The organism is Sphingomonas sp. GW821-FHT12D09, from assembly GCF_058807215.1.
This window is the reverse complement of the sequence record NZ_JBXAQL010000004.1, coordinates 115230-133462: the sequence shown is the minus strand read 5'-3', so window position 1 is coordinate 133462 and position 18233 is coordinate 115230. Positions and strand designations below refer to the sequence as shown.

The window sequence follows — 18233 nt, the reverse complement described above, 5'->3', positions numbered from 1 at the left end:
CGTGGCTCCTTTCTACGCGGCTTGGGTGACGAACTGGGCGGCTTCGGTGCTTTCGGCGAGCGCGGTGGTGCTGCTCGCGCCGCCGGCCAAGGTGGTGGCGATCGCATCGAAATAGCCGGTGCCGACTTCGCGCTGGTGGCGCGTCGCGGTATAGCCATTGGCCTCGGCGGCGAACTCGGCCTGCTGCAACTCGGAATAGGCGGCCATGCCGCGATCCTTGTAGCCCCGCGCCAGTTCGAACATGCCGTAGTTCAGCTGGTGGAAGCCGGCGAGCGTGACGAACTGGAACTTGTAGCCCATCGCGCCGATCTCGCGCTGGAACTTGGCGATGTCGTCCTTGTCGAGGTTCTTCTCCCAGTTGAAGCTGGGCGAGCAGTTGTACGCCAGCATCTTGTTGGGGAATTGCTTCTTGATCGCCTCGGCGAAGCGGCGGGCATCGTCCATGTTGGGCTTGCTCGTCTCCCACCACAGCAGGTCGGCATGCTCGGCAAAGGCGAGGCCGCGCTTGATGCAGTGATCGACGCCGGTGCCTTCCTTCAGGCGGAAGAACCCCTCGGGGGTGCGCTCGCCGGTGAGGAACTCGCGGTCGCGCTCATCGACGTCGGAAGTGATCAGCTTCGCGCTCTCGGCATCGGTGCGGGCGCAGATCACCGTCGGCACGCCAGCGACGTCCGCGGCCAGTCGTGCAGCATCGAGGTTGCGGATATGCGCCTGGGTGGGGATCAGCACCTTGCCGCCGAGGTGCCCGCACTTCTTCTCCGAAGCGAGCTGGTCCTCATAATGCACGCCAGCTGCGCCGGCGGCGATATAGGCCTTCATGATCTCGAAGCAGTTGAGCGGGCCGCCAAAACCGGCCTCCGCGTCGGCGACGATCGGCATGAACCAGTCACGCTTGGCGCCGCCTTCCATATGCTCGATCTGGTCGGCGCGCTGGAGCGTGGCGTTGATCCGCTTGGCGAGCTCCGGGCCGGCATTGGCGGGGTAGAGCGACTGGTCGGGGTACATCTGGCCGGCCGTGTTGGCATCGGCCGCGACCTGCCAGCCCGAGAGGTAGATCGCCTTCAGCCCGGCGCGGACCATCTGCATCGCCTGGTTGCCGGAGAGGGCGCCCAGGGCGTTGATGTAATCCTCTTCGTGGAGCAGCTCCCACAGCTTCAGCGCGCCGCGGCGGGCCAGCGTGTGCTCGATGGGCAGCGAGCCGCGCAGGCGCTCGACATCCTCGGGGGTATAGGGGCGCACGATGCCGTCGAACCGGCCGGTGGGGGCGGGGATCAGATCTTCGAAGCGCGTCGGCATTGTGTGTTCCTTGACTAGATTGCCCGGCTTGTATGGATATTTGTTGACGATGTTGACGAGGGCCTATGGTTGTCTGGCAGGGTCATGGTGTGCATGGGGGTTTTCTCTCGGTTGAAAGGGTGTAAATAATTTACAAATCGGCCCGACTCGTTCGATGTGAACATAATAAGAACATGTAATGTAGGACAGAGCCTATATCGTTATCCCCGCGAAGGCGGGGATCCAGGGTGGCAGAGCGCCGTCCTTGGTGTCTCTGGATCCCCGCCTTCGCGGGGATGACGGTGAAGGGGCGCGGGTCTTGAAAGGGAAGTTGGCCTTGGCCGAACAGAAGCTCTTCGCAGGTCACGCCGTCCGCCGGCTGCGGCGGCAATTGCTGCTGACCCAGGCGGCGATGGCCGAGGGGCTGGGGGTGTCGGCCTCCTATCTCAACCTGGTCGAGCGCAACCAGCGGCCGGTGTCGGCAATGCTGATGCTGCGGCTGTCGGAGGTCTATGACTTCGACCCGCGCAAGCTCGCCGCCGCCGAGCCGGGCGGCGGGATGGAGGCGCTGCGGCGGCGGCTGGCCGATCCGCTCTTCGCCGATCTCGAGATCGATCGGCAGCAGATGGAGGAATGGCTGGCGGGCGCGCCGGGCGGGGCCGAGGCGTTTGCGCGCGCCTATGACCGGATCGGCGCCGCCGGGCCGGTGGCAGGCGAGGGGGCGAGCGATCCCGGGCGGCAGGTGCGCCGCGAAGTCGAGCGCTGGCGCGGGCATTTCGCCGATCTCGACGCGGTGGCCGAGGCGCTGGCCGATGAGCTCCGCCAGGCGGCGGGCGATCCCTATGGCGCGATGGCCGAGCGGCTGCGCGTCAAGCACCAGCTTTCGGTGCGCATCCTGCCGGCGGACGTGATGCCGGGGCTATTGAAGCGGCTCGACCTCCACGCCCGGCAGGTGCAGCTGTCCGAACTGCTCGACGTGCCGGGGCGGACCTTCGCGCTGGCCGAGCGGCTGTCGCAGGAGGCGCGCGGCGAGATCGACGCGCTGGTGCGCGGCGCCGGGCTCGATCGCGCGGGCGAGCGGCTCTATATGCGCCACCTCGTCGGCTATTTCGCCGCGGCCTTGGTGATGCCCTATGGCCGATTCCTGCGCGCCTGCGAGCAGACCGGCTATGACATGGAAGTGCTGCAGCGCCGCTTCGGCGCGAGCTTCGAGCAGGTGGCGCACCGGCTGGCGACCTTGCAGCGGGTGGGCGCGCGCGGGCTGCCCTTCTTCCTGATCCGCACCGACCGGGCGGGGCAGGTCTCCAAGCGCTTTGCCGGGGCGAGCGGATCGCCTTTGGTCGAGGGGCCGGGGCTTTGCCCGCTATGGAATTTGACCGAGGCGTTCGGCCGGGCGGACGAGACGCTGGCGCAGCTGATCGAGACCGAGGACGGCGCGCGCTGGTTCACGCTTTCCCGGGCGCGGACGCCGCAGGGCGCGCAGGGGGTGAAGGCGCGGTTCGCGCTTGGTGTTGGGCTGGCGGCAGGCGAGGCGCGGGCGCTGTCGGCGGCAAGGGGCGTGGACCTGGCCGGCGAGGCGGTGCCGGTGGGGCTGGGCTGCCGGGCCTGCACGCGGCCGGACTGCCCGCAGCGCAGCGCGCCGCCGGCGGGGCGCGCGGCACTGGCGAGCGAGCGGGAGAGCGGGGTCACGCCGTTCGGGTTTGCGGGGGATTAGGGGGCAGCAGGGAGGCGAAGGCGGTTCTCGCGCCATCAATAGGCAAGGAAGACGATCTTCGGTGCCGGGATGAAGGCGAGCGGGACCGGCTGCTCCGGGGTGATCGAGTCGATATGGACGCGGATTGCGCCGGAGGGGTCGAAACCGAGCAGCGTCAGCTTGAGATTGCCGACGACGACAGGCATCGGCTGGCCGGTGAAGGTCACCGCTGTCGAGAAGGAACGGACCCCCTGGCCGGTGAACTTGGCGCTGCCATCGAGCCAGAACTGCGCGCGGATGGGGGTATTCGGCGGCGCGTCCGCCTTGTAGCTCGACTGCCATTCGAGCCGGATCACGGCGGACTGGCCCGCGCGATAATCGGTGGGCGCATAGCGGATCGGGGCGGGCAGCGGCATGGGCGCGCCGGCCTTGAGTCCTTCGATCTTGGCCTTGCTGGTGATCAGCATCATGCTGATGGAATAGGCATTGAAGCCCACCTTCAGGATCGCGTCGAAGGCGCCGTCGCCATCCGTATCGGCAAGGCAGGGGCCCGCGGTGCCGAGCCCGCGCGGGCTGGCGGGCGTGCAATAGGTCCCGGGCGTGCCCGAGGCGATCAGCACAGCGCCGCGGGTGAGCGGCAGCACTGGATTGACCGCAGCGCGCTTGGCTAGGTTCGGATCGACATCGCCCTGCAGCGTCACGGCCTGCGGGGAGCGCCCCTCGAGCACCAGAATGGGCTTCCTGGGCTGCGCCGTGATTTCCGGCTGGGGAAGCGCTGCCTTCGAGTCGATTGCAAATGCGGTCTGCGCCGTGGCCGGCAGTGCGACCAGGAGAAGCGGCGCCGCCAGAAGTTGTCTGATCACTCGATGTCTCCTTTTGAAGATAAAGGGCTATCAGGAGATTGGAGCGTTCGAAAGAGCGGGAGTCAGGCGTCGCCGCGATACTTGAACCTGAAATTGTGGACTCAATCGCAGTCCCATAATCCGGCAGGTTCTAGTTGCAGGGCGATCTTGTTGGCTCCGTGTTGTTGTTCCCCGGCGAAGGCCGGGGCCCAGGGTTTCTCTGCCGTGTTGCTTGTCGCCCTGGATCCCGGCTTTCGCCGCGGAACAGTTGGCGGGGCTCAGCCCATCCCCACCAGCAGCTCCGCCAGCTGGTCGAGCTGCTCCGGCATGCCTTCGGCGCCGCCAATGCCTTCGTCGAGGGCTTCCTTGGTGGGATAGACTTCGCGGAAGGTCAGCAGCGTCTTGCCGTCCTGTTCCTCGAGCGTGACCGAGGAGATCGCGCCGGCGTCGCCGCTTTCGTCGTTGGTCCAGACGATGCGCTGGTTCGGAACGACCTCGGTGTATTTGCCGAAGAACGCCCACACCTGCCCGCCTTCCGGGGTGAATTCGATGCGGTAGCCGCCGCCGACGCGGACATCGAGCTCGCGGACATGCATCGGCACGCCCATCGACTTGGGTGCCCACCAGCGCTGGAACAGCGCGGGCGTGGTCCAGGCCTGGTAGACGAGGCGGGGTGGCGCGTCGAAGACACGGGTCACGGTCACTTCGGTGTCCGACGTTCGCACCACCGAGGTGGCGCCGAAGTCACTGGCGTTCAGGCCCATCCATATTCTCCCTGGCTTTGAGTTCCGCGATCACGTGGTCCAGCGCGTCGAAGCGGGCTTCCCAGCGCTGGTGATAATTGGCGATCCAGCCTGCTTCTTCGGTGAGGCCCTGGGCGCCGAGCCTGCAGGTCCGCACGCGGCCGACCTTCTCGGTCACCACCAAGCCCGCCCGTTCGAGCACGCCGACATGCTTCTTCATGCCGGTAAGGGTCATGTGGAAGCGCTCGGCGAGTTCGGTGATCGAGGCCTCGGCGCGCCAGAGCTGCTCGAGCACACCGCGCCGCGTCGCGTCCGAGAGCGCGGCGAAGGATGCGTCGAGGCGGGGTGCGGTATACTGAACCATGTGGTTCAGTGTTTAGCGCGTGGGTCGGCGATATGCAAGCCTGTGCAGGGAACCGACCGACGAGGACGTGGGTTGCCGCAGGCGAGACTCGAGGAGGCCCCATGGAAACCCAGCAGCTGCATCGCGGACGGTTGATCGACCATATCCACCTCGTCGTGCGCGACCTGGACGCCAGCCGGCGCTTCTACGGCGCGGTGTTCGACGTGATCGGAGTTCCGGTCGCGGGCGAGGGGCCGGACTTCTTCTGGGCGGACGAGCTGTTCGTCTCGACCGCGGACAGCAAGGCCGCGGCGGGCAAGCTGACCGGGCGGCATCACATCGCCTTCCAGGCCAGGGACCGGGCGGTGGTGGATCAGTTCCACAAGGCTGGGCTGGCAGCAGGCGGCACCGACAATGGTCCGCCGGGCGAGCGGGACTATCATCCCGGCTATTACGGCGCCTTCCTGATCGATCCCGACGGCAACAATATCGAAGCGGTGTTCCACGGAGCCGCGGAGAAGTCGGCGGACAGCGTGGTGGTCACGTTCCAGGCTTGAGCCTGCCATCGTCATCCCGGCCTCGAGCCGGGATCCCGCTTCTTCTTGCGCGGGTGAGGTAGCGGGCCCCGGCGCAAGGCCGGGGTGCTGGGTCAAAAGAGCGTCGTCAGGAAGTAGAACAGCGCGCCGACCGCGGCCGAGGCGGGGATGGTAATGATCCAGGCGGTGATCACGTTGCCGGCCACGCCCCAGCGCACCGCAGATGCACGCCGCGCGGTGCCCGCGCCGATCACCGCGCCGGTGATCGTGTGCGTAGTCGACACCGGGATGCCGAGCACCGAGGCGCCGAACAGCACGATCGAGCCGGCCAGGGAGGCGCTGAACCCCTGGTGCTGCGACAGCTTGGTGATGCGCGAGCCCATCGTCTCGATGATCTTCCAGCCCCCGCTCAGCGTGCCGAGCGCGATCGCGACATAGCAGGAGATCGCCACCCAGTGCGGCACATGGAATTCGCCGTGCAGGTAGCCGGTCGAATAGAGCAGCACGGCGATGATCCCCATCGTCTTCTGCGCGTCGTTGAGGCCGTGGCTGAGCGAATAGGCGCCCGAGGAGACGAGGTGCAGCGCACGGAAGCTGCGCTCGGCGGTGCGCGAATTGGCGCGCATGAACAGCCAGGAGGTGAGCAGCATGATCAGCATCGCCAGGATCATGCCGATCGTCGGCGAGAGCACGATGGCGATCAGCGTCTTGTTGAGCCCGGCCCATTTGACGCCGGTGACCCCGGCATGCGCCACGCCCGAGCCGATCATCCCGCCGACCAGCGCATGGCTGGAAGAGGAGGGGATGCCCTTGAGCCAGGTGACGACGTTCCAGAACATCGCGCCGACCAGCGCGCCGAAGACGACGCCGGGGGTGATCAGGTTCTTGTCGATCAGGCCCTGGCCGATCGTGTCCGCCACCTTGTGCAGCGCCGGGAAGGCGATGGTGAGGAAATAGGCGGCGAAGTTGAACGCGGCTGCAAATGCCACCGCATGGACGGGCTTGAGCAGCCGCGTCGCCACCACGGTGGCGATCGAATTGGCCGCATCGTGCAGGCCGTTGAGGAAATCGAATGCCAGCGCGACCAGGATCAGGCCGACGAGCAGGGGAAAGGCGAGTTCGTGCATCTACCGGGCCGTTCAGGCGTGGTCGATCACGATGCCGTCGATCTCGTTGGCGACATCCTCGAACGCGTCGACGATCCGCTCGAGATGCTTGTACAGCTCGCGGTGCACTGCGAACTGGAGCGGATCGCTGGGGCCGATGCGCTTGAAGGCTTTCTTGAGGCCCTCGGCGTGGATCTCATCGGCGCGGCTCTCCATGCGGACGATGCGCTCGGTCAGCTCGTGGAGGCGCGGGCCGTTGCGGCCGACGTCGCGCAGCAGCGGCATCGCTTCGGCGGTGAGGCGGGCGGCATCGACGATGATCGCCGCCATGTCCTTCATCTCCTGCTCGAACTCGGTGACCTCGTAGAGGTCGATCGCCTGGACGGCGGCCTGCATCTCGTCGATCGAATCGTCCATCGCGCCGATCAGCGACGTGATCGCGCCGCGGTCGAACGGCGTCAGGAACGTCTCGCGCACCGTGCGCAGCACTTCGCGGATGATCTCGTCGGCATCATGCTCGCGCTCGATCACTTCGCGGATATGGTCCGGGCTGCCGTCCTGCAGCAGCCGCGCCAGCGCATCGGCGCCGGCGACGACGGTGCGGGCATGCGCCTCGAACATCTCGAAGAAATTGCCGGTACGGGGCAGCAGGCGCTGGAACCAGGCGAACATCGTATGGACCTTTGATTTGCGGGCGACAGCGGTGAGCAGCCCGTTGCGTTGGGTTGCCGCCCGGAATTCGGCAGGGCCGAACGAGCGGATGAGATCGGCGAGATCGGATTCATCGACGGCTGCGGCCGCCTCGGCGAGGCTGAACCAGCGGCGCTCGCGTTCGCCCTGTTCCTTCCAGGAAGCGAGCTCCTGGTTCACGGCGAGCGGGAAGACGTCGACGTCGATCATCAAGGCGGCGCCGTTGCGGCGCTTCTTGCGATAGCGGAAGGAGCCGAGCGGCATCGGGCAGACCAGGCCGCGGACACCAGCCTCTTCCTCCGCCTCGATCGCCGCGGCGGTGTGCTGCGGCATGCCGGGCTCCGGATTGCCCTTGGGGATGACCCAGCGGCCGCTCTCCCGCGAGGTGACGAGCAGCACGCGCACCGGGGAGTCGATTGCGCTGCCTTCCGTACGATAGGGCAAGGCGGCAATCTGACGAATGGTGCGGGACTCCGAAACTGCCGGGAATGGCGCGCGCGGCTTGTTACAAATTCATGGCCAGCGCAAGCCTTTGGCCGGCGGTCAGTTGCTGCGCGGGACGGTGGGGATGACCAGCGCAGATGGACTGTCGGCGAGGACGCAGCGCGCCGCGGGCGTGTCGGTGAGGGTCACCGCGACCTTGCCATCTTCACCGGGCTGGAACTGCACCGCGGGCAGCAGCACCCAGCCAAAGGCGGCGCGGCCGGCGATCCGCGCGACCGCCAAGGCGGGAAGCTTCGCCGGATCGTAGAGCCGGGTGACGCCCAGGCGGTTGGCGACCGTGAGGGCGGACTCGCCCGAGGCAGGGCGGCAGGCTTCGGTATGGATCGCATGGCCAGTGCGATCGACCAGCGCGCGGGCGGGGATGGGCGTGCCGGTGGCGCTGACATGGTCGAGGTGGCTGGTGTCGAGCAGGGGGCGGAGCCCGGCGATCGCGGGGCGCGCCGCGGCGGTGGGGATGGCGCCGCCATTGGCCAGCTCGGCGGCCTTGATCATGCGCGGGATCCAGCTCCGATAGCCCATCTGCGTGCGCGCGGCCTTCGCCCAGATCGCCACGTCGCTGCCATCGGCGAGCAGCGGAATGCGGCCCTTTTCCTCCCAATCGATCAGCTGGGCGAGCGACAGGTTGTCGGCATGCAGCAACAGGCTGCGCGCGCGGGCCGGATCGCCGGGCAGCGCCGCTTCGGCCAGGATGGTGCGCGCGCCGCCGCCATACCGCTCGTTCAGCGCCAGCGCGTCGAGATAGGGTCGCAGGCCGGCGCGCTCGACATTGGCGAGCAGGTCCTGGTCCTTGCCGTCGGACCAGCGCGTTCCTGTCCCGAAGCCCGAATGGATGCGCCTGCGCAGATAATAGCGCCGCGCCTTTGCCGGATCGGCCGCGCCGGCCGCCCCGGTCTCATAGGCGAGGCCGAGAAGGTCGAAGACGTTGGTATAACCGCGCCAGTCCGTCGGCCCTTCGCCCGCGAGATATTCGAGCAGCGCGACCGCTTCCCTGGGCCTGGCGGGACAGCTGAGCCAGGATCCTCCGTCGAGCAGCCAGTCGGGAGCGCCGGTGGCGGGCTGCAGGAGCGCCTTGCCGATCTCATAGAGATCCTCGCCTTCCCGCTCGCTCAGCCCGTCCGAAGGCTGGGCCAGCAGCGCGAGGCGCGGCGCGAGCTCGGCGGGGCCGACCCACTGCGGGCCGCGGGTCCAGCCGCCGGTGCACAGCGAAAGTGCCCGCCCGATCGTGTCGATCGTCTCGGGAGGCAGCGGCGGCGCGGCATGGGCGGCGGGCGCGAGCGTCATTGCGGCAAGCGCGAGCAGCTTCTTGATCGACATACAGGCCGTCCCCCTCAAGCGGCGTGAGGCTGAACAGTCCCGCAGATCCCCTTGTTTTGCAATTCGATCGTTTCGAATCCGAAGCGGTTTTAATTGCGCTGTTGCGCAGGTTGTGGAGGATGCGCGGCGAAGAGGGAGGTGCGTATGCGTCGAGGGATAGGATTCGGGTTGCTGGCACTGGGATGCACGGCGCTGGTGTCGGCAAGCGGGCCGGCGGACATGGACGCGGCGGTGCAGGCGGCGATGGCGCAGACCGGGGCCAGGGGCGTCGCGGTCGCGCTGATCGACAAGGGCCAGGTCGTCTCGGTCAAGGCGTACGGTGTGCGCAACGCGAAGGGCGATCCGCTCGACGCTGACACCATCATGTACGGCGCGTCGCTGACCAAGGCGGTGTTCGGCTATCTGGTCACCCAGCTTGCCTCCGAGGGGAAGCTCGATGTCGACAAGCCGATCGCGGCGATGCTGGCCAGGCCGATCCCGGACTATGGCAATGTCGAGGGCTATGGCCAGTGGGGCGATCTTGCCGGAGACCTGCGCTGGCGGAAGGTGACGCCGCGCAACGCGCTCAACCACGCGACCGGCTTCGCCAATTTCGCGTTCCTCGAGCCGGACAGGAAGCTCAAGTTCCACTTCGATCCGGGCACCAATTACGCCTATTCGGGCGAGGGCATCTCGCTCCTCCAGTTCGGGGTGGAAAAGGGGCTGGGGCTGAGCGTGGAGGCCGAGCTGCAGCGCCGCTTCTTCAAGCCGCTCGGCATGACGCGGACCAGCCTGGTCTGGCAGGACAGCTTCGGCACCAACCTGGCGGACGGCTGGGACGAGACCGGCAAGACCGAGCCGCATGACGACCGCAGCCGGGTGCGCGCGGCGGGATCGATGGACACGACGATCCATGACCTGGCGCAGATGAGCGCGGCGATGGTACGCGGCTATGGCCTGCCCAGGAAGTGGCGAGTGGAATATGCCCGGGGCACGCAGAAGATCGCCAGCAAGACGCAGTTCCCGACGCTCAACAACCCGGCCGGGCCGGGCGAGGGGACGCGCGCCAGGGGCGCGCTGGGCGTGGTCGCCTTCAACGGGCCGCAGGGCGCGGGCTGGCTGAAGGGCGGGCATAACGACACCACCGCGAACACCTTGGTATGCCTCGAGCGCGGGCAGCGCTGCGTGCTGATCCTGGGCAATGACGTGCGGATCGAAAAGGCGTTTCCGGCGCTGGTCCGCGCGGCGCTGGGCGAGACGGGCGTGCCCTATGGCTGGGAATATGGGGTGAAGTAGCTAAACTCCTTCTCCCCTTGTGGGAGAAGGAAGGGCCCGCCCGCGAAGCGAGTGGGAAGGATGAGGGGGACATTCCGACGAGAGCGCATCCCCCTCACCCTTCCGCTGACTGCTTCAGCTCCCTCCTGCATCGGGTAAACAGCGCCCCGCGCTGTTAGGTCATGCCCGGGGGCATGACCGACCCAATGCACCCACAAGGGGAGAGGGAGATAGAAGTCAGAACCCGACGCTGAGCGTGCCGAACACCTGGCGCGGGGCGGAGGAGTGGAACACCAGGAGGGTGCCCGCTGCATCGTCCGGCGCGAAGACGCTCGAGTCGAAGTTCGACGCGTAGCGCTTGTCGGTCAGGTTGGTGACGTTGAGCGAGAGCTTGGCGCCCTGCACCCAGCCGATCCGGCCGAAGTCATAGCCCATGCCCAGGTCGACCGTGGTGACGCCGCCGAAGCTCTGGTCGTTGGTGTAGGTGTAATAGCGTCGGCCCGTATACTTGCCCTGGACCGAGGCCGAGAAGCCGCCCTGGCGCAGCGTCAGCACGCTCGACACCATCTCCTTGGGCGTATCGACCTGCTGCTTGCCGGCCGTGAGCTTCACCACGCAGGTGGTGGTGCACCAGTTGAGATACTCGTCATAGGTCGACTTGTTGTACGATGCCGAATTGTACCAGGTCAGCCAGGGCGTGGCCTTCCACAGCACGCCGATCTCGGCGCCCTTGCTGGTGACGCCGCCGGCATTGTGGAAGCTGTTGCCGCAGCCCGGATTCTGCTGCTGGTTGGTCGGGCACGGGTTGTACTGCAGCAGCCGGTTTTCGAACTTGACGTAATAGCCGCTCAGCGCGACCTGGAGCGGGCCGCTGACATAGCGATAGCCGCCGTCGAAGCTCTTCGAGGTCTCGGGCTTCAGATAGCGGCCCTGCTGGTTCCATACGGTCTGCGACACCGACTGGGGCCCGAGTTTGAAGCCGCCCTGGAACATCGCCATGTTCTCGGCATAGCTGGCGAACAGCTCATGGCCGGGTGCGACGTTCCAGTGCACGCCGACCTGCGGCAGGAAATTGTCCTTGGCGGTAAGCGAGCCGGTGGCGAACTGGGTGGAGGCCGGCGGTGCCGCCTTGGCGATGCCGCGGATCGCAGTGGCGTCCGACTTGGAATAGGTGCTCTTGAAGCCGAAATCCACGCTCAGCGCGTCGTCGAACAGCTTGACCGTGTCCTGCACGTAGAATTGCTGCGTCTTCCACTTGGTCTCCTGGACCCACTGGGCGGTGTCCGGCTGGCCCTGGAGGAACTGGGCGAGGTCGAAGGGCACGGCGACATTGGTCCAGATGTAGCGCGCGGCGCTGCTGGTATTGTCCTCGACCCACAGGCCGGCCTCGAGCCGATTGAAGCCGAGCTCCCAGGCGATGTTGCCGCGCACGCCGGTGCGGTCGATAGTGTAGCGCGTGTCGCGGATCTGGACCGGCACGTCGTCGGCCGTGGTCGAGGTGCCCTGGTTGGACAGGCCGACGATCCAGTTGTTGCCGGCGCCCTTGTCATTGTGGTGGTAGACCTGGGTGTGGACGCTCAGGTTGCTGCTGAGGTCGAAGTCGCCCGACAGGTAGAACAAATTGTCGTTGCGCAGGATCTGGCCGTTGGTGAAGGTCACGTCGGCATTCTTCTGCGGCGCGGGGGCGGCGGCGCATTTGAACGGGGTGGTGGTCACCGTGCAGGCGGCGACGCCGAGATAGGCCTGCCAGTTCGGCGCGTAGCCGCCCCAGTCCCAGCCGAGACGGTTCAGCATGTCCTTCGACAGATAGGCGTCGTCGGCCTGGTTGGTGCGCGAGACATCGGCGAATGCGGTGATCTTGCCGCCTTCGAAGACATACTGCGCCTTGGCGTTGAACTGCTTGCCGATGGACTTGATGCCGGCGCCCTGGTTCACGAACAGGTCCTGGCGGCTGACCTGGCCCGAGACATAGGCCGAGAAGCCGCCATGCTCGCCGGTGTCGAAGCGGACGAAGGTGCGCGCGCTGTTCTCGCTCCCGATGGTCTGGCTGCCCTGGAAGCCGACGCCCTTGCGCGGATCGCTGGAGACATAGGTAAGCGCGCCGCCGAGGTTGCTCGTCGAGGCGATACCGAGGCCGGCGATGCCGGTGGCGAGATCGGCGCGGCCGAGATTCTCCGAGATCAGCGCGCGGCTGATCGTGAGGCCGTTGTAGTTGTTATAGGCGCCGTCGCCGAGCGGCATGCCGTCCAGCGTGTAGCCGAGATGGGTGGTGTTGAAGCCGCGGACCTGGAGCGAGAGCGACTGCTCGTTAAGGCCGAGTGCGTCGATCGACTGCGCCATCACGCCCGGCAGGAAGTTGAGCGACTTCTGGATGCTGGTGCCCGGCGGCAGCGTGTCGAGGTTGGCCGGCACCAGGGTCGAGACCGAGCGGGTCTGGCCGCTGCCGATGACGACGATCTCGCTGGAGCGGTCGGTCTCGTCGTCGGCGGCGACGGTCGTGCTGTCGGCGGCGGCCTGAGCGTGCGCGACGGCCGGCGCCAGCGCGGCGGATGCCAGCAGCACGGCAAAAGAGGAACCGCGGCGCAGCCGGCGCGAAAAATCGGTCATTGGTATTTCCCTTCCCAACGGCCGGTTGGCCGCTCCCAAGGGGGCCGCTAGGCTTGGTTCGGGTCGATACCGTTACGAGTCAGTGACGGTTTGGTGACTCCATTTATCTGTCACATATCTGCTGACAGCCGTTGCCGAATAGCAACGGCGAATCCTGCGTGTCAGGATGCCGGGCGGAGGTTTCCATGGACGTGCAGGAACAGATCGAGGAGTATATCGCCGCGCAACCCGAGCCGAAGCGCGAGGAGATGCGGGACCTGCATCGCCGCATAGGCGAGATCGCGCCGGGATGCAGATTGTGGTTTCTCGACGGCAAGGACGATGCGGGGAGGACCGTTTCCAACCCCAATATCGGCTATGGCGAACAAGTGATCGACTATGCCAGCGGGAAGCGCCGGGATTTCTATCGGATCGGCCTGAGCGCGAACACCAGCGGGATTTCCGTCTATGTGATCGGGCTGGACGACAAGACGTATCTGTCCCGGGTCTTTGGCAACAGGCTCGGCAAGGCGCGCGTGACCGGCTATTGCATCAAGGTCAGATCGCTGAAGGACGTCGACGGGGAAGTGCTCGAGGAGGTGATCCGCTTCGGGCTCGAGCCTCGGCAACCCTAAGAGGCTGAACTCCTCCCCTGCTCGCGCACGGCCTTGAGCCAGCGGGCGCGCAGTTGGGCCGGGCTGCCGGGAATGGCTTCGTCGAGGAAGGTCGCGGCGGCGATGCGGTCGAGCCGGAAGGTACGGAAATCGCTGCGCAACTCGCACCAGGCGACCAGTATGCGGGTGGCGTCGGCATAGCCGATCATCAGCGGCCAGACGGTGCGCTGGCTGGGGCGGCCCTGCTCATCGGCATAGTCGAGGTGGAGCTTGCGCGCCGATCGGATCCAGGCGCGCAACTCGGCGGCATCGACGCCGTCCTTCGGGCGATCCCAGGCGGGCGCGGCGCGCATCGCGGGGTTGCCGAGAAAGGGGCGCATCTCTTCGGGCAGCACCGCGGCGATCTTGGCGAGCAAGTCGCTGGCGGCACGGGCGAGGCCGTCATCGGCGTGCCCCGCCACCCAGGTGGCGCCGAGCGCGACCGCGTCGATTTCGTCGGCGGTGAGCATCAGCGGCGGCAGGTCGAACCCGCTTTCGAGGACATAGCCCATGCCCGCCTCGCCGCGGATCGGCACGCGCTGGCCGATCAAGGCGGCCATGTCCCGATAGACCGAGCGCTTCGAAGTCTCGAGCTCCTCGGCGATCGCATCGGCGGTCACCGGGCGGGGGCTCCGGCGAAGGATCTGGACGATCTGGAAGAGGCGGTCTGCCTTGCGCATTCGAGAACCCTACTGCCAGGCTGCTGACACCATGCTGGCAGCAGCCTGGCAGTAGGTCGAGTCCCGGTTCACGAAAAAGGGAGAAACACGATGATGAAGACCTACCAGGGCAGCTGCCACTGCGGCGCGGTGAAGTTCGAAGCCGACATCGACCTGGCGGCGGGCACGGGCAAGTGCAACTGCACATACTGCCGCAAGCGCCGCAACTGGGGCGCGCTGCTCAAGCCCGACCAGTTCCGCCTGCTCTCGGGCCGCGACGCGCTGGGGGAATATCAGTTCGGCACCAAGCAGGGGCATCACCGCTTCTGCGTCTATTGCGGGATCGCGCCGTTCGGCGACGGGCATGTCGAGGCGATCGGCGGCGACTTCGTCTCGGTGCAGGTGATGTGCCTGGACGATGTGACCTTGCCCGAACTGGAGGCGGCGCCGGTGAATTATGGCGACGGGCTCCACGACGCCTGGTGGCAGGAGGCGGCGGAGAAGGGGATTCTGTGATGCATCGTCATCCCCGCGAAGGCGGGTATCCAGGGTTATTGTGTCCGGCCAGTCCTGCTTGACTCTGGATCCCCGCCTTTGCGGGGATGACGAAATAGGGGTTACGCTCCCGTCACCGTCAGCCTGTCGAGCTGGGCGGGGCTGAGCGACACATCCCACGACCCGATCAACTCCTCCACCTGCGCCAGCGACGTCGCACTCGCGATCGGCGCCGTCACGCCCGGCTGGGCGGCGAGCCAGGCCAGGGCGATCTGGGCGAGGGTGGCGCCGCTCTCGGCCGCCACTTCGTCCATCGCGGCGAGCATCGCCGGGCCCTTGCCCTGCATGAACACCGGCATCCGGCCGCCGCGGATGCTCTTCCCGAGGTCGGCTTCGCTGCGATACTTGCCGGTAAGATAGCCCGAGGCGAGCCCGTAGAACGGCACGCAGCCGACATTATACTGCACGCACAGATCCTGCAGCTCGCCCTCGAACTTGTGGCGGCTGAGCAGGTGATATTCGTTCTGCAGCGCGCGGTAGTGCGGCAGGCCCTCGCGATTGGCGATGTCGAGCGCGGACTTGAGGCGCATGGCGTGGAAGTTGGAGGCGCCGATCGCCTGGACCTTGCCGGCCTTGATCAGCTTGTCGAAGGCCGCAAGCACCTCTTCCTGCGGAACGTCCTCATCGTCCTGGTGGGCGAAATACAAGTCGATCGTCTCGACGCCCAGGCGCTTGAGGCTGGCGTCGCAGGCGGCGGCGATGCGGGCGGGGGCGAGCTTGGTACCGCCTTCGCCATCGAGCATGCCGACCTTGGTCGCGACCTTGACCTTGCCGCGCTTGCCGGACTGCTGGAGCCATTCGCCGATGATCGCTTCGGACTCGCCGCCCTGATGGCCGGGGACCCAGGCGGAATAGACATCGGCGGTGTCGATCAGCGTGCCGCCGGCCTCGGCGAACCGGTCGAGCACCGCGAAGCTGGTCGCCTTGTCCGCGGTCCAGCCGAAGACGTTGCCGCCGAGGATCAGCGAAGGCGTACGGATGCCGCTGGCGCCGAGGTCACGAAGGTTCACCTTGTCGCTCATTGCTCTGTCCCGTTGCTGGCATTGACGTCGATCGAAGCCGCCGCCGCATCGAGCTGGCGGGACTCGCTGGCGCTCAGGCCGCCCTTGTTGTCATCGGACGCGCCGCGCCCGCAGGCGGCGAGCGCGAGTAGCAGGAGGAGCGGCGCGGCGCGCATCCTAGTCGGTATCGCCGTCGCCCGAGCCCTGGTCGGCGGCGGCATTGCCGATCGGCACGGCCTGGTCGTAATTGCTCTCGGCGGCGCCGAACGCGGCGTTCTCGGCGGCGTTCACATCGCTCACCGCTTCGCCCATCGTGTTGCTGTCGCCGGCGACCGATTCATTCGCCTCGGCCGCCTCGTTCTTCGCCTTGTTGCCGCAGCCCGAAAGGCCGAGCAGCGCGACCGCTGCGATGGGCATGAAGATCTTGCGCATGGATGGATGCCTTTTGCCGTAAATTGCTCAGGCGCAGGGCTAACGGGGCGCTGACTCGCGTGCAAGGTGCATGCGATGCGTTGACCGCATATAAAGATATCTTTATATCTATATCCGTCATGCATCAAGCCCTTGCCATCTTCCGTGCCCTTGCCGATTCGACGCGGCTGCGCATCCTTGCGCTCGTCCGTTCGATGGAGCTGTCCGTCGGCGAGCTGGCGCAAGTGCTCGGGCAGAGCCAGCCGCGCGTCTCGCGCCATGTGAAGATCCTGTGCGACGCGGGCCTGCTCGAGCGGCGCAAGGAAGGCAGCTGGGTGTTCGTCGCGCTGGGCGCTGCGGGCAAGGTCGATCCGGTGTTCGGCGCGCTCGATAGCTGGGACGAGGCAGATCACTGGATGGTCGCGGACGAGGCAAGGCTGGCGGCGGTGCGCGCGGACCGCGCGAGCGCGGCCGCCGACTGGTTCGAGAGCAATGCCGTCGAATGGGATGCGATCCGCTCGCTCCATGTCGCCGACAGCGAAGTCGAGGCGGCGATGGCCAAGGCGCTGGGGGATGGCGAGATCGGTCATCTGGTCGATATCGGCACCGGCACCGGGCGGATGCTCGAGCTGTTCGCGCCGCGGGCCGAGCGGGCGCTCGGCATCGATCGGTCGTCCGAGATGCTGCGGCTTGCCCGTGCCAAGCTTTCCGAGCAGGGGCTGGGCAATGCCGAGCTGCGCCAGGCGGATCTCTATGCGCTGCCGTTGCAGGATGGCGGGGCGGATCTCGCTATATTGCACCATGTGCTGCACTTCGCGCAGCAGCCCGGGGCTGCGATCGGCGAGGCGGCGCGCGTGCTGGCGCCCGGCGGCCGGCTGCTGATCGCCGATTTCGCGCCGCACGAGCGCGAGGAATTGCGGCAGAAGGACGCGCATACGCGCCTCGGCTTCTCGGACGAGCAGGTGCTCGGCTGGTTCGAGGCGCATGGGCTCGCACCCGTCCAGGTGGAGACGCTGGAGGGCGGCGAGCTGACGGTGAAATTATGGCTGGCGCGCAAGACCGGCCAGGAGAAACAGAAGGTGAAGGCCGCATGACTAGTCTGGACCCGCTGGCGGCGCCGCTCTTCGCGGACGTGGCGGGCGATATCGATGTGAGCTTCGAATTCTTCCCGCCCAAGACGGAGAAGATGGAAGAGACGCTGTGGGATTCGATCGAGACGCTCAAGCCGCTCGATCCGCGCTTCGTCAGCGTTACCTATGGCGCCGGCGGCACCACCCGCGAGCGGACGCACAACACGGTAGCGCGGATCGCGCGCGAGACCGGCATCCCGGCGGCGGCGCACCTCACCTGTGTCGAGGCGACCAAGGCGGAGATCGACCAGGTCGCCGAGGAATATTGGGAAGCGGGCGTGCGGCATATCGTCGCGTTGCGCGGCGATCCGCCGCGTGCGGGCGAGAAATATGCGACGCATCCGGGCGGATACGAGAATGCCGCCGACCTGGTGGCGGGGCTGCGCAGGCTCCATCCGTTCGAGATCTCGGTCGCTGCCTATCCCGAATGCCATCCGGACTCGGCCGATCAGATGGCGGACCTCGATAACCTGAAGCGCAAGATCGATGCGGGCGCGACCCGGGCGATCACCCAGTTCTTCTTCGAGGCCGAAACCTTCCTGCGCTTCCGCGACGATGCCGCCAAGGCGGGGATCACTGCGGAGATCGTGCCGGGGATCATGCCGGTGATGAGCTTCGCCAGCGTGGTGCGGATGTCGGCGATGTGCGGCACCCAGGTGCCCGGCTGGATGGAGCGCCTGTTCGAAGGGCTCGACGACCGCCCCGCCGCGCGCCAGCTGGTGGCGGCGACGCTGGCGGCGGAGCTTTCGCGGAAACTCTATGCGGGCGGCGTGCGGCAGTTCCACTTCTACACGCTCAACCGCGCCGAGCTGAGCTATGCGATCTGCCATCTGCTGGGCGTTCGGCCGAAGGTCGGCGCGTAGCTGGTGGCGGCTTGATTGTAACGTCACCCCGGCGAAAGCCGGGGCCCAGAGCCAAGAGCGGCGTCGCCTGTGACC

19 protein-coding genes are annotated in these 18233 nt (G+C 67.0%); 7 read left to right on the top strand and 12 right to left on the bottom strand.

Annotation, left to right across the window (positions count from 1 at the left end):
* Positions 1–12 precede the first annotated feature (12 nt).
* Positions 13–1296 (bottom strand): isocitrate lyase, encoded by a 1284-nt coding sequence (aceA, locus tag AC1RPL_RS17815; protein ID WP_493071205.1) that lies wholly within the window; start codon positions 1294–1296, stop codon positions 13–15.
* Between the two features lie 316 nt (positions 1297–1612).
* Between aceA and AC1RPL_RS17810 the strand changes: the two genes are divergently transcribed.
* Positions 1613–2989, top strand: a complete 1377-nt coding sequence (locus tag AC1RPL_RS17810; protein WP_493071203.1) for a helix-turn-helix domain-containing protein — start codon at positions 1613–1615, stop codon at positions 2987–2989.
* A gap of 35 nt (positions 2990–3024) precedes the next feature.
* Here the strand turns inward: AC1RPL_RS17810 and AC1RPL_RS17805 are convergent, their stop codons facing one another.
* The 3 genes from AC1RPL_RS17805 to AC1RPL_RS17795 all read right to left on the bottom strand — a co-directional run bounded on the left by AC1RPL_RS17805 (position 3025) and on the right by AC1RPL_RS17795 (position 4917).
* Positions 3025–3831 (bottom strand): hypothetical protein, encoded by an 807-nt coding sequence (locus tag AC1RPL_RS17805; RefSeq protein ID WP_493071201.1) that lies wholly within the window; start codon positions 3829–3831, stop codon positions 3025–3027.
* Positions 3832–4088: 257 nt separating this feature from the next.
* Positions 4089–4574, bottom strand: coding sequence for an SRPBCC domain-containing protein (locus tag AC1RPL_RS17800; RefSeq protein ID WP_493071199.1), 486 nt, complete (start codon positions 4572–4574; stop codon positions 4089–4091).
* On the bottom strand, positions 4555–4917 hold the full coding sequence (locus tag AC1RPL_RS17795; protein WP_493071197.1) for an ArsR/SmtB family transcription factor: 363 nt from the start codon (positions 4915–4917) through the stop codon (positions 4555–4557). The genes AC1RPL_RS17800 and AC1RPL_RS17795 overlap by 20 nt, the downstream gene beginning before the upstream one ends.
* A gap of 101 nt (positions 4918–5018) precedes the next feature.
* On the opposite strand from AC1RPL_RS17795, the gene AC1RPL_RS17790 reads away from it, so the two are divergent.
* A complete protein-coding gene (locus AC1RPL_RS17790; protein ID WP_493071195.1) occupies positions 5019–5453 on the top strand; it encodes a VOC family protein in 435 nt (144 codons plus the stop codon).
* Between the two features lie 92 nt (positions 5454–5545).
* Here the strand turns inward: AC1RPL_RS17790 and AC1RPL_RS17785 are convergent, their stop codons facing one another.
* The 3 genes from AC1RPL_RS17785 to AC1RPL_RS17775 form a co-directional block, all read right to left on the bottom strand.
* The gene (locus AC1RPL_RS17785; RefSeq protein ID WP_493071194.1) at positions 5546–6559 is read right to left on the bottom strand and encodes an inorganic phosphate transporter; all 1014 of its coding nucleotides are present in this window, start codon (positions 6557–6559) and stop codon (positions 5546–5548) included.
* Positions 6560–6571: 12 nt separating this feature from the next.
* Positions 6572–7672, bottom strand: coding sequence for a DUF47 family protein (locus AC1RPL_RS17780; RefSeq protein WP_493071192.1), 1101 nt, complete (start codon positions 7670–7672; stop codon positions 6572–6574).
* Between the two features lie 99 nt (positions 7673–7771).
* Entirely contained in the window at positions 7772–9046 is a 1275-nt protein-coding gene (locus AC1RPL_RS17775) for a hypothetical protein (protein WP_493071190.1), read from the bottom strand.
* A gap of 168 nt (positions 9047–9214) precedes the next feature.
* Between AC1RPL_RS17775 and AC1RPL_RS17770 the strand changes: the two genes are divergently transcribed.
* Positions 9215–10321: a serine hydrolase domain-containing protein gene (locus AC1RPL_RS17770; RefSeq protein ID WP_493071188.1), complete on the top strand. Its 1107-nt coding sequence runs from the start codon at positions 9215–9217 to the stop codon at positions 10319–10321.
* A gap of 216 nt (positions 10322–10537) precedes the next feature.
* On the opposite strand, the gene AC1RPL_RS17765 is transcribed toward AC1RPL_RS17770, so the two are convergent.
* Positions 10538–12907 carry a TonB-dependent receptor gene (locus AC1RPL_RS17765; RefSeq protein WP_493071186.1) on the bottom strand — a complete coding sequence of 790 codons (2370 nt, stop codon included), beginning with the start codon at positions 12905–12907 and terminating at the stop codon, positions 10538–10540.
* Between the two features lie 185 nt (positions 12908–13092).
* Here AC1RPL_RS17765 and AC1RPL_RS17760 point away from each other — a divergent pair, with 185 nt between their 5' ends.
* Complete coding sequence (locus AC1RPL_RS17760) at positions 13093–13521, top strand: hypothetical protein (protein WP_493071185.1); 429 nt, start codon at positions 13093–13095, stop codon at positions 13519–13521.
* Here AC1RPL_RS17760 and AC1RPL_RS17755 read toward each other — a convergent pair.
* On the bottom strand, positions 13518–14219 hold the full coding sequence (locus AC1RPL_RS17755; protein ID WP_493071184.1) for a helix-turn-helix transcriptional regulator: 702 nt from the start codon (positions 14217–14219) through the stop codon (positions 13518–13520). The two genes, AC1RPL_RS17760 and AC1RPL_RS17755, sit on opposite strands and share 4 nt — an antisense overlap.
* A 90-nt stretch (positions 14220–14309) precedes the next feature.
* On the opposite strand from AC1RPL_RS17755, the gene AC1RPL_RS17750 reads away from it, so the two are divergent.
* Positions 14310–14714 carry a GFA family protein gene (locus tag AC1RPL_RS17750; RefSeq protein WP_493071182.1) on the top strand — a complete coding sequence of 135 codons (405 nt, stop codon included), beginning with the start codon at positions 14310–14312 and terminating at the stop codon, positions 14712–14714.
* Between the two features lie 101 nt (positions 14715–14815).
* Here the strand turns inward: AC1RPL_RS17750 and AC1RPL_RS17745 are convergent, their stop codons facing one another.
* The 3 genes from AC1RPL_RS17745 to AC1RPL_RS17735 are packed head-to-tail and all read right to left on the bottom strand — an operon-like array spanning position 14816 to position 16186.
* Positions 14816–15775, bottom strand: coding sequence for an aldo/keto reductase (locus AC1RPL_RS17745; protein WP_493071181.1), 960 nt, complete (start codon positions 15773–15775; stop codon positions 14816–14818).
* Positions 15772–15930 (bottom strand): hypothetical protein, encoded by a 159-nt coding sequence (locus tag AC1RPL_RS17740; RefSeq protein WP_493071180.1) that lies wholly within the window; start codon positions 15928–15930, stop codon positions 15772–15774. Before AC1RPL_RS17740 ends, AC1RPL_RS17745 begins: the two co-directional genes overlap by 4 nt.
* A gap of 1 nt (position 15931) precedes the next feature.
* Positions 15932–16186: a hypothetical protein gene (locus AC1RPL_RS17735; RefSeq protein ID WP_493071179.1), complete on the bottom strand. Its 255-nt coding sequence runs from the start codon at positions 16184–16186 to the stop codon at positions 15932–15934.
* 119 nt (positions 16187–16305) lie between these two features.
* On the opposite strand from AC1RPL_RS17735, the gene AC1RPL_RS17730 reads away from it, so the two are divergent.
* Both AC1RPL_RS17730 and metF read left to right on the top strand, forming a co-directional pair.
* Positions 16306–17259, top strand: coding sequence for an ArsR/SmtB family transcription factor (locus AC1RPL_RS17730; RefSeq protein WP_493071178.1), 954 nt, complete (start codon positions 16306–16308; stop codon positions 17257–17259).
* The gene (metF, locus tag AC1RPL_RS17725; RefSeq protein WP_493071177.1) at positions 17256–18158 is read left to right on the top strand and encodes a methylenetetrahydrofolate reductase; all 903 of its coding nucleotides are present in this window, start codon (positions 17256–17258) and stop codon (positions 18156–18158) included. Before AC1RPL_RS17730 ends, metF begins: the two co-directional genes overlap by 4 nt.
* Positions 18159–18233 lie beyond the last annotated feature (75 nt).